Raw genomic sequence first — 13151 nt, forward strand, 5'->3', positions numbered from 1 at the left:
AGTGCTAGCCGGACGAGTGGGTGAGGGTCTCGGCGAGTTGCTTCGGTGAGGGGTCGGGCCTGCGGGACTGCTGTTCCTCCTGAAATGCCTGGGCGAGGGTGTGCACGTGCGGGTGGGGGCTGTCGTGCGGAAAGACGTAGGAGAGCACTGCGGCGGGAGCACCGCTGAGGGGGAGGTAGAGGATGTCGGGGTCCGGGTTGGCGGCAGCTACTGATGCGGGGAGCACGCCGACGCCCCGGCGGGCGGCGATGGCGTGAAGGTACTCCTCCAAGTTGGTGGCTTCGGCGCCCACCTCAGGAGTGGCCGTAGGGGGCCAGTCGTCGGGGGTGAGCGTGCCGCTTGACGTGTTCAGAACGATGCAGCGGCGGCCGAGGTCGCGCCAGGTGACGGTGGATTGCACGGCCAGGGTGGATCGCCGGGAGATCGCCGCGACGCGGGGTTCACGCAGGATGGGAATCGCGGTGTGGCGAGGATCGTCGCTGATGTTCCAGACGAGGGCCGCATCGACCGATCCGTTGTGCAGGCCCGCGGTCCGGGTATCGGATCGCACGAGCTGCACCAGGAGCTGATGTTCGTCTTCCATGGCGGCGACGACCTTGCGGCCCAGGCTCAGCGGGAAGCCCCACGAGTAGCCCAGGCGGAGGTCCTGGGGTTCTGCGGCTGGTTTCAGTGCGGCCTCGAGTTGGGGCAGCAAGGTGTGCAGCTCCGCCTGCAGGCGGCGGCCCTCGGGAGTGAGGCGGGGGTGGCGGGTGCTGCGGTCGACCAGGCGGTAGCCCAGTCTCTCCTCAAGACGCCGTAGCTGTCTGCTCAGCGTGGGCTGCGCAAGCCCGAGCCTGTCTGCTGCCCAGGTGAAGTGCTGTTCCTCGGCCAGGGTCAGGAAGCACCGCAGGTGGTGAATGCCGATGTCCATCGTCATCACACTAGTCACCTGCTCACGGGTGCCGACGGCCCGGGGGCCTCCTCTTGCGCGGCAGTGGCCTGGCCTCGCCCCGGGCGGCGTACGACGGTCAAGTGGAGCACCAGGGCCAGCAGAGCCAGTGCTGCGGTGCAGTAGGGCAGCGACGCGGGCGCCAGCCCGGCGGCCATGATCGTGCCGCCGAGTGCGGAGCCGATGGCCGAGCCGAGATAGACGGCGGAGCTGTTGAGAGCGACGACGACGGGAGCCTGGTCGGGTTCGGCGGCGATCAGCTGGTGCTGCTGGGGCACCTGCAGGGCCCATCCCGCCGCGCCCCACACGACGAGCGGCACGGCCAACGCCCAGGATCCGGCCGCGACAGGCAGCGCGAGGTGCGCCGCCGTCAGCAGCGCCAGGATGCAGGCGACGATCGCGAAAGGACGATGCGTGCGGTCGACGATGCGGCCGATGAGCAGGCTGCCGAGCACGCCTCCCGCGCCCCAGGCCCACATCGGCCCGACCGTCCATGTGGTGTGTGCGGCATCGGTGAGGAACGGGGCGAGATACGTGTACAGGCCGAGGCTGGCGATTCCGCCGAGCAGGGAGACGACGGCGATGCCGCCGACGCGGCCGTCGGCCAGGATGCGGACCCGCTCGCGCAGTGCGGGCGGCGCAGCGGCGGTAGCGGTGGGCAGTGTCGTCATGCCGACCAGGGCGAGAAGACCCAGTCCGGTGATCAGCCAGAGGGTGCCGCGCCAGCCCGTGTGTTCGGCGAGGAGCACACCCAGGGGAACACCGACGATGGTGCCGATGCTCATTCCGCCCATGATCAGGGCCAGGCTGCGTCCTCGGCGTTCCTGCCCGGCCAGGCCCGCGGCGGTCGCCGCGGCCATCGGTGAGTAGAGGCCGGCGCCGATCCCGGCCAGGGCGCGGGCGACGAGCAGCAGGGGCAGGCCGGTGGCCAGGGCGGTGAGGGCGTTGCCGAGGGTGAAGACGGTCAGTGCGCAGGCGAGGACGGCTTTGGCCGAGCGTCCGGCGAGGAGGGCGGCGAAGACGGGGGCGGCGACGGCGTAGCAGAGCGTGAAGACGGTCACCATCTGCCCGGCGGACGATTCCGACGCGTGCACGTCGTCGGCGACCTGGGGAAGGAGACCGGCCATGACGTAGGCATCGAGGCCGAGGGCGAAGGCGCCGAACGCCAGCAGGAGGACGAACCTGCCGCGGGATCCGGTGGCCGGAGTGTTGTTGTTGTTGCTCATCCCAGTCGCTCCCAGTCCGTTTCGGCGGCGATGGTCCGGCCCTCGGGGAAGTAGCGGGCCGGCCCGGTGATGCGGGCCTGCTCCTCGATCGCGTTGAGCAGTTGTTGCAGGCCCACCGACTCGGCCAGCCCCGCGAAGGCGATGTCCGGTTCTTCGCCGTGCCGGACGTAGTGAAGGACGTCGGCGACCAGGCGACGCATCTTGACGATGGCCCGCAGCCGTTCAGGGACCGGCTCGTGGCGGGTGTCGACCTCGCACAGCACCTCGTCGCCGTGCTGCCCCCGGCGCCATATCCGCAGGTGGTCAGCGTCCCAAGCGGGTGTGTCGTAGACGGTGGAGGCGTGGACGAGACTGCCGTCGGTGGCGCGGAACGTGCAGTCGACGGTGCGCTGGCGGGTGATGTTGGTGAAGCTGCTGTAGACCGTGACGGGCGCGTCGCCCACGCGTGCGGTCAGGGCTACGGTGTCGAGGACCTCGGGACCGGAGACCGAGAAGTCGGAGGTGACGCCGACGGCATCGACCAGAGTCAGGTCACAAGGGCCGCCGGCGATCCAGCGCAGCAGGTCCAGCGAGTGGATGACCTCGCTGGTCACGCCGACGGTGGGCCGGTGGTCGTTGATGCGGTCCTTGCCCCACGTAGCGTGCGCCCGCACGAGCGTCAAACCGTGGTCCCTCACGTACTGGCGCAGAGCGACGGTGACGTCGGAGTAGCGCTCCACCAGGTCCATGGCGAACCCGGACGTGTGGTGCAGTGCCGCGGTCACCGCGTCGAGGTCGTCGTGGCGGGAGGTGAGCGGCTTCTCGGCGAGAACGAACCCGGTGTAGCCGTCGAGCGCGGTGAGGATCTCGGCGTGGGCGGAGTCGGTGACCGCGACGATGACCAGGTCGGGGGCGAAGTCGGTGAGTGCCTGCTCGAGAGAGCTGTAGTACGGCAGATCGTCGCGGGTGCGGCGCCGGGAGTGGTAGGCGACCTCGATGTCGGCGCCGATTCCCGGAATGCTGTCGAGGGTGCGCAGGGCGCTGAGGAAGCGTGAACCGGCGTAGCCCATGCCTGAGATCAGGACGTTGAGGGTGCTCATACGAGGTGTTCCTTCTTCGTGTCGTGCAGAGGGCGGAACAGCAGCTGTTCGCCGCTGGGCAGATATCCGGCCCGCTGGTAGAAGCCCTCGGCTTCCGCGGTGGTCTGCAGTACGGCCTCGTCCACGCCTCGTTCCCGCAGCCAGGAGGCCAGGTGTTCCAGGACGGCGGTCCCGAGGCCGAGCCCGCGGTCCCGGGGGTCGGTCACGACCGACTGGAACCAGGCCGCTTTCCCGCTGGGGCAGGCAGGAGAGGGCGCCCGTTGGTCGACGATGGCGAGGGCGCAGGCGCTCAGCCGGCCCGGGCCGTCCACCACCGCCACCCGGACAGGGCTCTCTGTTGCGAGCCGTGACGTCAGCCAGCTGCGGTACTGCTCGCGCCACGCGGTTCGTGCCGCGTCCGAGGAAGCTGCGTAGGGCAGACCCGTGGCGGCTTCCCCGTCCAGCAAGAGCGCGCGCAGCCTGATGAGTTCGTCGATGTCACCAAGGCCGGCAGGGCGAACCTGTGGGGGATTCGGCGGCGTCATACTGCCTGCTCGAGCATGTGCCGGGCGATGCCGAAGTGGGTGAAGACCTCGGTCAGCGACCGCACCAGGTGGGCGATGTCCTCGTCGCTGTGATTCGGGGTGACGTTCACGCGGAACCGTTCCGTTCCGACCGGCACCGTAGGGGAGTTGATCGGCTGCAGGTACACGCCGTGCACGTCGAGCAGCCGGTTCGCGGCCTGCTTGCACAGGTCCGCATCACCTACCAGAACCGGCAGCACATGTGTGGTGCTGCAGGGCATGACGGCTATGTCGGCTGCCAGGAGAGCCTCACGGAGCATCGCGGTCTTACGGTGCAGCGCCTCCCGTTCGGCCTCCGACGACTTCAGGTGTTCGATGCTGGTGTGGCAGGCGGCCACGACCGCCGGGGGCAACGAGGTGGTGAAGATGAACCCCGAGGCGAAGCTGCGTACGGCGTCGACAAGGGTTGCCGAGCCGGTGATGTAGCCACCGATCACACCGATGGCCTTGGCCATCGTGCCCTGGATGATGTCGACCTGATGATCGATGTTCAGCTGGGCGGCGATGCCCGCTCCACGAGGGCCGTACATGCCGATCGCATGCACCTCGTCGAGGTAGGTCAAGGCGTTGTAGTGCTGTGCGACCTTGACGATCTCCTCGATCGGCGCGATGTCACCGTCCATCGAGTACACCGACTCGAAAGCGACGATCTTCGGCCGGTCCAGGGGCTGCTGGGAGAGCAACTCCTCCAGGTGCGCCACGTCGTTGTGCCGGAAGACCGCCCGCTCGGCCCGCGTACTGCGGATGCCGTTGATGATCGAGGCGTGGTTCAGCTCGTCGGAGATGATGACGGCATCCGGGAGAATGCGCAGCAGGCACTGCAGTGTCGCGTCGTTGGACCCGTAACCGGTGGGGAAGACCAGTGCCGCCTGCTTGCCGTGCCACTCGGCGATCGCCGACTCCAAGGCCGCGTAGTGGGCGTGGGTGCCGCCGATGTTGCGTGACCCACCCGACCCCGCCCCGTACTCGTCGATGGCCTGGTGCATGGCATCGACGACTCTCGGGTGCTGTGACATGCCCAGGTAATCGTTGCTGCACCACACGGTCACCTGCTGCTCGTGTCCGTCCGGCAGGCGACGTATCGCCGACGGATACGCACCGGCTCTGCGGTTGATGTCGATGAACTCGCGATACTGCCCCTTGCTCCGCAGCTCGTGCAGCTTGCCGGACAAGAACTCCTCGTACATGGCGCGCTTCCCTGATCGTGCCGACGCCCGCGAGCGCCGGTGGCCAAAAACCGACGGCACGCAGTACACAGAGACGAGGGCAGCGGACTCCAATACCGTGCGCGCATGTGAGATTCCGTTGCGGAATGCAACGAGGTCACGGGCTCGGCTTCTGGCCGTGGTGACGTCGACCACACGCCTGAGTCAGGCGCAGGAGGCACGCGCTTGGCGCAGCCCCGCCGAACCGGAAGGCCGCCGGATCGTGCCGCTGTCGTCAGAGTTGCGGCAGGCGGTCCGCAACTGTGGGAGTGCGTCGCTCCTCGAGCCAGAAGAGATGGACACGGAGGTGCGACGCCAGCTCGCCGTCGATGTAGGCGGCGTAGTTCAAGGCCGCGGCGGCCACACCTTGCCCGGCCTTCGCGTCGTCGGCCTCCCAGTCGGCACACCGATTCGCCAGGTACTGCCTGATCCGCCCTCGGTCACGCCACCACTCCCGGACCGATGCCGGCGTCCATTGGGTGTCGCCGTCACAGCCGAAGCCGGAGAATGCCTCAGCCTCCGCTGCATCGACCAGCCGCTGAAGCTCCTCCGGCGTCCGGGGCTGCCGGTACACATACTCGGCGAAGCAGTCGGCCTCGTAGAGCACGAGCTCCGGGGCGTGGATTCGGCCCGTGCCGCAGTTGTCGGTATCGGCTCCGTAGAACGGTCCGGGCACATTGAGCCACTTCCGATCCGCCCACTGTCCCGAGAACGCTCCGCGAGCATCGTCGAGCCTTGACACCGGATCGAAGTAGAGGTCCACGGCTGAAGGTTAGCCATGTGCCGAACGATTCACCGGACAGGTTCTGGAGGAGGCGCCGCTTACGGGCGCGCAGCTTCCCGCAGCAGGTCGTCGACGGCGGCGAGGACCGCCTCGGGCCGTTCCTCGTGGAGCCAGCCGTGTCCGGCATCGTCCAGGACGCGGTGCTCGCCGCGCGACGACTCGGCGGCGAGTTCCGCGTGCAGGGTGTGCTTGGTCGTGGCGATCTCGCCGAGCAGGTCCGCGGGCCACAGGTGGGCCTGGGTGGCGTCGTGGCCCATGGCGGAGAGGACGATCACCGGGACGTCCGGAGTGGGCGGTGCGGCGCGCAGTTCGTCGGCGACCTCGTCGTAGAGGTTGTCGTTCTCGCGGCCCGCGGTCCGGAACGTGCCGAGGTGGCGGTCGGCGAGGGGTCCGCGCACGGCCTCCGGCCAGGCGGCGAAGTGGGCGATCAACTGCTCCCGCGCAGAGTCGAGTTGAGCCTCGGTGGGCTCGGCGCCCTGCTGCCGCTCCAGCTCCTTCGTCATGCGCTCGAGATGGTCGCGCGCCCGTTGCGGCACCCGTCGCTGCAGGTCCTCGTGGAACGGGTCGAGGAGCAGCAGGCCGGCCACGTCGGCGGGGTGAGTCCGGGCGTAGTGGCGGGCGTAGGCCCCGCCGAGGGAGTGGCCGACGAGCAGGTACGGGCCGGGCACGCCCGCCGTGAGCAGGAGCGCGCGCAGTTCGGCGACGACGTCGGCGGCCTTGCGCGGCAGCGCGTCGGCACCCTCGCTCCAGCCAGTTCCCGCCCGGTCGTAGAGGACGGCGGTGGTGCGCTCGGCGATGCGCTCGTGCAGGTTGAGATAGTCAAGGCCCATCATTCCGCCGCCCGCGAGGAGGACGACGGCCGGGCCACCGGTCCCGGCCCGGTGCAGCATCAACTGCCTTCCCCCGACGGTGTGGTGACGGCCCAGCGGCGGCCGGTGCACGGTCATGGCGCTCCCCCTCGACTCGGGCGCGCGTGGTTGCGCACCGCGATGTGTTCTCTCCCGCGAGCAACATTCTCAACTTTGAGAACGTTATCAGCCGTGAGAACGTACTCTCATGGACACGGTCGATCTCCTCCTCCATCCGGTACGGCTGCGCCTCGTGCACACCCTGTCCGGCGACCGCTCGCTCACCACGTCGCAGATGTGCGCACTGCTGCCCGATGTGTCGAAGGCGACCGTGTACCGGCACGTGGGCGCCCTCGCCGATGCCGGACTCCTCGACGTCGCGGACGAGCGGCGGGTGCGCGGGGCGGTGGAGCGCTCCTACCGGCTGCGCCGGGAGCGGGCGGTGGTCGACGCCGAGGCCGCCGCCCAGGTCACGCCCGACGAACACCGGCAGGTCTTCGCCGTGGCGACAGCGACCCTGCTCGCGGAGTTCGGTGCCTATCTGGACCGGGAGGGCGCCGATCCGGTGACCGACCAGGTCGGCTACCGGCAGCACGCGGTCTGGCTCAGCCCCGCCGAACGGACGGAACTCATCGAAGGGCTGCGCGCCGTCCTGGTCCAGTACATCGGGAACGCCCCTGCCCCGGACCGCGTCCGGCACCTCATCAGCCCGATCCTGTTTCCGGCGGAGTAGCCGCCCGCTGTCCGAGGCTGTTCACGGGCACAGAACGGGGAAGTCGGCCTTGGCCCAGAGAGCCCTGATGGCGGCGGCCGTGTCATCGGCGGGGTCGCCCTCGGTGCTCCATGTCCTGGCCCGGGCGATGGAGTCGTCGGCCGATGGCCAGCCCGGGTTTCCGGTGGCGGCGAAGTCGGCCCACGCGCGCACCATGCGGCGTGCCAGTGCGTGGTCCTGGGGGGTGGGTGCGCCGCCGATGAGGAAGGCAAGGGAGTCGTCATCGAGGTTGCCGAAGGCGAAGGGGATGTCCGCGCAGTGCCAGGCACGTACGGCCCCGTTCGGACCGGTGCGCCGACGGTCGAAACGCGAGAGGAACGTCCGGCCGCCGGCTCGGGCATGAAGCTCGACGAGTCGTTTGCTGTACTCGCCGAACAGGAGATCCCCGAAAACGGCGAGGTAGACGTCGAGCACCGGGGCGTCGGGCATCACAGCGCGGTAGCCGGCCACCAGACCGTCAGGGAGGTCGAAGTCAGCCGCGAATCGGGCCAGTTGCTCATCGGTGGTGACCTTCGCGCTGCTGCCGACGGCATCGAGCAGCCAGTACTCCTCAGTCGTGTGACAGACCAGCAGGTCCACTTCCCGAGCCGCGCCGGATGCGATCCCGGTGAGGGGGTCGGTGGGCAGTACAGCGCCGTCGAGGACGGGGGCGTAGAGGGAGGGGTCGTAGTGGCGGGATCCGGAGGCAGGGTCACGCCGGTAGGCGTCGACTCCCCTCGGCGAGTTCGTCAGCCGGCAGCACGGCCAGACACGCGTCAATGCACCGAATCAGGCGGCCGAGGCGAGTCCACGAACTGGCGCTCTTTTCCGTCCTGCCGTGGTGGGATCGGATCCTCAGCGACGCGGAAACCCAAGTCCCTGTGGGAATTGCGCCATCCCATGGCGTTCGCGATTCTCAGTTGCCGAGCATGCAGAACCAGCGATCGCACAACACCGAGCGACGCGGCACCCGGCAGCGGCATCGGCACTCCGGCGTTGGCAGGCAGCGCGTCTCGGCCGGGTCAGCCCGGCTTGACCGCCTGTGTCGCGAAATAGTACGACATGTAGGGGGCGGACGCGTTGGACTGGTGCGGCGCTTCCGTGAAGCCGGTGACGACGAATCCCGCGGCGAGTTGCCCGCCGATCTGGTCGGCGAGGGTGTGGCTGTATTCAAGAGGGGCGTCTGCGCCGAACTTCGCGGCGCGTTCCTCGGTGGAGTACTGCGCGGCATCGCTGTAGGGCAGCTTGTGCACCACGATCAGCTCGCCGCGCTCGTCGAGCGCCTCGTGGTCGAACAAGTACACGTCAGGGTTGAGGAAGCCCGCGAGCAGAGTTCCGCCCGGTCGCAGGACGCGGCAGCACTCGCGCCACACCGCTGCCAGGTCCGGTACGAACAGGTTGGAGACCGGATGGAACACGACGTCGAACGTCGCGTCGCCGAAGGCGCTGAGGTCGCGCATGTCGCCCAGGACGGTGCGCAGCTCGAGTCCGTCGCGCGCCGCCACCATCCGGTCCTGGCCGAGCTGGCCGGGTGAGTTGTCGAACACGGTGACCCGCGCCCCCGCGGCGGCGAGGATCGGCCCTTGCTGGCCGCCGCCGGAGGCCAGGCACAGCACGTCCTTGCCGGTCAGGTCCGCCGGCAGCCAGGAGCGATCGACCGGCTCATACCCGATGAGAACGATCGACCAGTCGCCGAGGCGGGCACGCTCGACAGCCTCGGAGCTCACCGGCCTCGACCACTCGTTGCCCTCTTGGACGAGCTTGTCCCAGGCTGCCCGATTGTGGGCGACCGGATCGCCACCAATGTCCTGCACGTTCAACTCCCTGCTCCAGCCGCGCGGGCACCTGCGGTACCGACGGTTCGGTGCCGCCAGCCAACACGATGGCAGGGTGCGGGCTCAACGACATTTGCGGGCGGAGATCGCTGAGGCCGACAGGAATCAACCGTATTCGGACGATCCCCCGCGTCGCCCGAATACGGCCGGTCCACCTCGGCACGCCGCAGACTCGAGGCCGCGGGCCGAGATGCGCTGAGTATAGTTGGCTGAGAGCCAGTCAACGCAGGAGATAAGAATGTCCCCCCGCAGCGCATCGGTCAATGAGGAGTTGCGCCGACGTTCCCGCGAGCGGCTCCTCCAGGCGACGTTGGAACTGGTCGGGGAGCGGGGGTACGACGCGACGACGCTCGGGGACATCGCGGACCGGGCCGGCTCCGCCCGCGGGCTGGTCTCGTACTACTTCCCCGGGAAGCGCCAGCTGCTGCAGTCCGCCGTCCACCGGCTGATGAACCGGACGCTGCAGGAGGCCCTGGAGCGGGAGCCGCGGCCCGCCGACGACGACGGTGACGAGCGGCTGGCCCGGGCCGTCGACGCGATTCTCGGGCTCGCCCGCGACCAGCCCGTGCTGATGCGCACGCACATGGCCGGGATCCTGCAGGCCGAAGGCTTCGTGCAGTGCCCCGAGCAGCAGCGGCTCGCGGCGCTGCTGCGGGACACGGTCATGCGGCACGGGACGCTCGACGTCGACCGGGACTATCCGCTGCTGCGGGCCCTGCTGATGGGCGCGGTCTTCGCCGCGCTCGTCCCGGGCGCCCCGATGCCGGTCGCGACGTTGCGGGCCGAGCTGTTCCAGCGCTACGGGCTGGCGTGGGAGTCGGGCTTCCCGCCGGACGGCGGTCCTGACGACCTGCCGTCCGACGGGATGTCCTCGCACGCCCGCGCGGCCGACTTCTCACGCTACTTCGAGCCGCTGCGGCCTGCCGTGGTGGACCGGGATCAGTCGAAGTAGTCCGGCTGCGTCTGGGTGTTCAGCTCGTCCAGGTGGATCCGCTTGGCCGGATCCGTGCGCCGGTCGCTGAGCTTCAGGACGTCGAAGCCCTTCGCGATGTCGTTGGAGTAGATGTAGCCGTTGTAGTAGTACGCGGACCAGGAGCCGCCGACGGTGAGGGTGCCGGTGGTCAGTGGGCCCCGCTCGAAGTAGGCGATCTCCTGGGGCTTCGTGGAGTCGGTGAAGTCCCAGACCGAGACGCCGCCCTGGTACCAGGCCTGCACCATGAGGTCCTTGCCCTTGACCGGGATCAGCGAGCCGTTGTGCGCGACGCAGTTCTCGGTGTCGGCCTGGTGGCGCGGGATCTTGTAGTAGCCGCGGAAGACGAGCCTGCTCTTGTCGCCCTTGCCGACGATGTCGTAGATGCCGTCGGCGCCGCGGTCCGGGCCGATCGCCGCGTTGCAGGTGGCTGCCCCGCCGCCGCCCAGCTCGTCGGTGAACACGACCTTCCTCGCCGTCTGGTTGAAGGTCGCCGAGTGCCAGAACGCGAAGTTCACGTTGTCCTGGACCTGGTCGATGACCTTCGGGCGCTCCGGGTCCTTGATGGAGAACAGGATGCCGTCACCCATGCAGGCACCGGCCGCCAGGTCCTTGGAGGGCAGGACCGTGATGTCGTGGCAGCCCGTGGTCTTGGAGACGCCGGGGTTGGTGGGCCCGCCCGGGTTGCCGCCGCCGTCGGGGCCCTCACCGGGGAAGACGACGGGGAAGTTGACCACGGCCGCCTTCTGCGGGGCCTTGCGCGGCACCTTGATGACGGAGATGCCGTCGTGCGGCGGCTGGCAGTCGGGGAACGTGGCGCTCGGCGAGTACGAGGAGACGTACACGTATACGTTCTTCTTCTCCGGCACCAGCGTGTGGGTGTGCGAGCCGCACGCGGTCTCCACGGCGGCGACGTACTTGGGGTTCTTCTTGTCGCTGATGTCGAAGACCTTCATGCCCTCCCACGACGACTTCTCGGTCGCGGGCTGGGTGGTGGAGGCGCAGGAGTTGTCGCTGCGGGAGCTGTCCGTCGACAGGAAGAGCAGGTTCCCGGAGACGGAGATGTCGTTCTGCGATCCGGGACACAGGACCTGGGCGACGGTCTTCGGCGCCCTCGGGTTGCTGATGTCGAAGATGCGGAAGCCGTCGTAGTTGCCCGCGAAGGCGTAGCGGCCCTGGAAGGCGAGGTCCGAATTGGTGCCGGGCAGCGCATCCTTGGGGATGTTGGTGAGGTGTTCGATGTTGGCGGAGTGGACGACCTCGTCCTGGCCGGGTATGTCGCCGGCGGCTATCGCCGCCTCGGCCTGCGCCTGTGCGCTCTTCGAGACGCCGCGCGGTGCGGCGGAGCGGTCCCCCGGGTCAGGGGTCGCCGAGACGGGCCCCGCGGCGAGCAGGGCTGCCAGGAGTCCGGCCGCGGCCGAGGCGACTCCCAGGCGTCTTGCGCGTGTTCGGGCGAAGCTGTGCAACAGGGTCACTGTTGTCTCCCTCGTCTCCCTGATCGATGGTGACGTCGTTCGTTCGTGAACGGTTCACTCGTCCCCCGAGTATCGTCTTCACCATGCACAGATCAACAGATGGCAACGCACTCGTCATGAAAGTTGCTGTGCCCGCGCTGCTCGCGGCGCTCGCGCTGGGGGTGAGCGGATGCGATGCGGGCGGCGACACCGAGGCCGACTCCCGCGTCTCCAGCGGGAGTTCGGTGATCGCGCCGGGCAAGCCGGGCCAGGTGGCGGAGACGCTGTCCGCGCAGGACGCCGAGAAGCGCAAGTCCGACGACCGGCCCAACTCGGCGGACGTCGGCTACGCGCAGATGATGATCCGCCACCACGAGCAGGCGCTGACGATGACTCAACTCGCGCCGAGGCACGCCGATTCCGAGCAGGTGAAGCGACTCGCCGAACGGATCACGGCCGCGCAGGGGCCGGAGATCGAGACGATGCGCGCGTGGCTGAAGAAGTACGGAAAGCCGGAGAGCGGTTCCGGGCACGCCGGGCACGAGGCGATGCCCGGGATGGCGACCGAGGGGCAGTTGAAGAAGCTGCGGGCGGCGCGCGGGGCCGCGTTCGACGCACTGTTCCTGAAGCTGATGATCACGCATCACCAGGGTGCGGTGACCATGGCCACGGAGGTCAAGAGCGACGGGAACGACGTGATGGTCGAGGAGATGGCCGACGATGTGATCGCGCAGCAGACCACCGAGATCTCCCGCATGCGCGAGATGTCCTGAACCCGGCCCCGCCCCGGCCGGCAGCGCCCCGGCTCAGCGCCGGTTGTGGCGGGGCGCCAGCAGTCCCGCGTCCCGTGCGCCCGCGATCATCCGCAGGGACCTGCGCCGGCTGCGGCCCGTCGCGCACATGACCGCGAGCACCGGATCGGCGCCCGCGCCCTGGGCCGCACGGTAGGCCTCGGCGACCGCGCGGCGGCCCTCGACACCGCGCGGCAGCGCGGAGCGGGCACGGTGCGTGGCCGCCTCCCCGGGCTCCGCGGAACGGCCGGAGGCGGGCGCGGCACGGTCGGGCAGGCCGGTGACGGTCCGGCAGGCCTCCTGGAGCGAGCCGTCGATCCATCCGCTGAGGGAGGCGAACTCCTCCAGGGAGAGGGGCGGTTGGGCCCGTACGTCCTCGATGGAGACGCGGCCGTCGGCCATGACGGCGAGGACGTCGACATGGGTGCCGCGGCCGAAGGTGAGCCGGACGTGGAACCACGGCGACGACCCGACGGGTACGGCGTCACCCCACCGGCCGTCCCGGAGGTCGCCGCAGAGGTCGCCCGTCACCGAGCCGTGCCCCTGGATCTCCCATCGCGGCTCTGCGGAAACGACATCGTTCAGTCGATAATGATCAGCGACGTCAAAGAATGAACTTTCCAGCACCCACGCACCGTAACCCTCCGATCACACTTGATCATCAACGGCACGCAGAGAGGTCCGCGTCATCCCTCTCCCCCGGCGCCGCGCGCGATG

At 69.3% G+C, this 13151-nt stretch carries 13 protein-coding genes and 1 pseudogene; 3 read left to right on the forward strand and 11 right to left on the reverse strand.

The window, feature by feature from the left end:
• Window positions 1-4 precede the first annotated feature (4 nt).
• The 7 genes from ABT127_RS11585 to ABT127_RS11615 all read right to left on the reverse strand — a co-directional run bounded on the left by ABT127_RS11585 (window position 5) and on the right by ABT127_RS11615 (window position 6732).
• Entirely contained in the window at window positions 5-916 is a 912-nt protein-coding gene (locus ABT127_RS11585) for a LysR family transcriptional regulator (protein ID WP_351447343.1), read from the reverse strand.
• Window positions 917-924: 8 nt separating this feature from the next.
• Window positions 925-2154, reverse strand: a complete 1230-nt coding sequence (locus ABT127_RS11590; protein WP_351447346.1) for an MFS transporter — start codon at window positions 2152-2154, stop codon at window positions 925-927.
• Entirely contained in the window at window positions 2151-3233 is a 1083-nt protein-coding gene (locus ABT127_RS11595; RefSeq protein WP_351447349.1) for a Gfo/Idh/MocA family protein, read from the reverse strand. Before ABT127_RS11595 ends, ABT127_RS11590 begins: the two co-directional genes overlap by 4 nt.
• Window positions 3230-3679 (reverse strand): GNAT family N-acetyltransferase, encoded by a 450-nt coding sequence (locus ABT127_RS11600; protein WP_351447352.1) that lies wholly within the window; start codon window positions 3677-3679, stop codon window positions 3230-3232. The genes ABT127_RS11595 and ABT127_RS11600 overlap by 4 nt, the downstream gene beginning before the upstream one ends.
• 74 nt (window positions 3680-3753) lie before the next feature.
• Window positions 3754-5157, reverse strand: coding sequence for a 5-aminolevulinate synthase (hemA, locus tag ABT127_RS11605; RefSeq protein WP_351447354.1), 1404 nt, complete (start codon window positions 5155-5157; stop codon window positions 3754-3756).
• A 79-nt stretch (window positions 5158-5236) separates the two neighbouring features.
• A complete protein-coding gene (locus ABT127_RS11610) occupies window positions 5237-5764 on the reverse strand; it encodes a ferredoxin (protein WP_351447357.1) in 528 nt (175 codons plus the stop codon).
• 59 nt (window positions 5765-5823) lie between these two features.
• On the reverse strand, window positions 5824-6732 hold the full coding sequence (locus ABT127_RS11615; protein WP_351447359.1) for an alpha/beta fold hydrolase: 909 nt from the start codon (window positions 6730-6732) through the stop codon (window positions 5824-5826).
• A gap of 109 nt (window positions 6733-6841) precedes the next feature.
• Between ABT127_RS11615 and ABT127_RS11620 the strand changes: the two genes are divergently transcribed.
• Entirely contained in the window at window positions 6842-7366 is a 525-nt protein-coding gene (locus tag ABT127_RS11620; protein WP_351447362.1) for a helix-turn-helix domain-containing protein, read from the forward strand.
• Window positions 7367-7387: 21 nt separating this feature from the next.
• Here ABT127_RS11620 and ABT127_RS11625 read toward each other — a convergent pair.
• Window positions 7388-8122 (reverse strand): annotated as a pseudogene (locus ABT127_RS11625) (carboxylesterase family protein); the annotation flags it as partial.
• Window positions 8123-8406: 284 nt separating this feature from the next.
• Window positions 8407-9198 carry a class I SAM-dependent methyltransferase gene (locus tag ABT127_RS11630; protein ID WP_351448209.1) on the reverse strand — a complete coding sequence of 264 codons (792 nt, stop codon included), beginning with the start codon at window positions 9196-9198 and terminating at the stop codon, window positions 8407-8409.
• A gap of 259 nt (window positions 9199-9457) precedes the next feature.
• Between ABT127_RS11630 and ABT127_RS11635 the strand changes: the two genes are divergently transcribed.
• Window positions 9458-10171, forward strand: coding sequence for a TetR/AcrR family transcriptional regulator (locus tag ABT127_RS11635; protein WP_351447363.1), 714 nt, complete (start codon window positions 9458-9460; stop codon window positions 10169-10171).
• Here the strand turns inward: ABT127_RS11635 and ABT127_RS11640 are convergent.
• Window positions 10159-11664 carry an LVIVD repeat-containing protein gene (locus ABT127_RS11640; RefSeq protein ID WP_351447365.1) on the reverse strand — a complete coding sequence of 502 codons (1506 nt, stop codon included), beginning with the start codon at window positions 11662-11664 and terminating at the stop codon, window positions 10159-10161. The two genes, ABT127_RS11635 and ABT127_RS11640, sit on opposite strands and share 13 nt — an antisense overlap.
• A gap of 116 nt (window positions 11665-11780) precedes the next feature.
• On the opposite strand from ABT127_RS11640, the gene ABT127_RS11645 reads away from it, so the two are divergent.
• Window positions 11781-12416: a DUF305 domain-containing protein gene (locus ABT127_RS11645; RefSeq protein ID WP_351447366.1), complete on the forward strand. Its 636-nt coding sequence runs from the start codon at window positions 11781-11783 to the stop codon at window positions 12414-12416.
• Window positions 12417-12449: 33 nt separating this feature from the next.
• Here ABT127_RS11645 and ABT127_RS11650 read toward each other — a convergent pair whose 3' ends face one another.
• Window positions 12450-12965 carry a DUF6214 family protein gene (locus ABT127_RS11650; RefSeq protein ID WP_351447369.1) on the reverse strand — a complete coding sequence of 172 codons (516 nt, stop codon included), beginning with the start codon at window positions 12963-12965 and terminating at the stop codon, window positions 12450-12452.
• Window positions 12966-13151 lie beyond the last annotated feature (186 nt).

The organism is Streptomyces sp. NPDC001904 (assembly GCF_040297005.1).
Classification (GTDB): Bacteria; Actinomycetota; Actinomycetes; order Streptomycetales; family Streptomycetaceae; genus Streptomyces.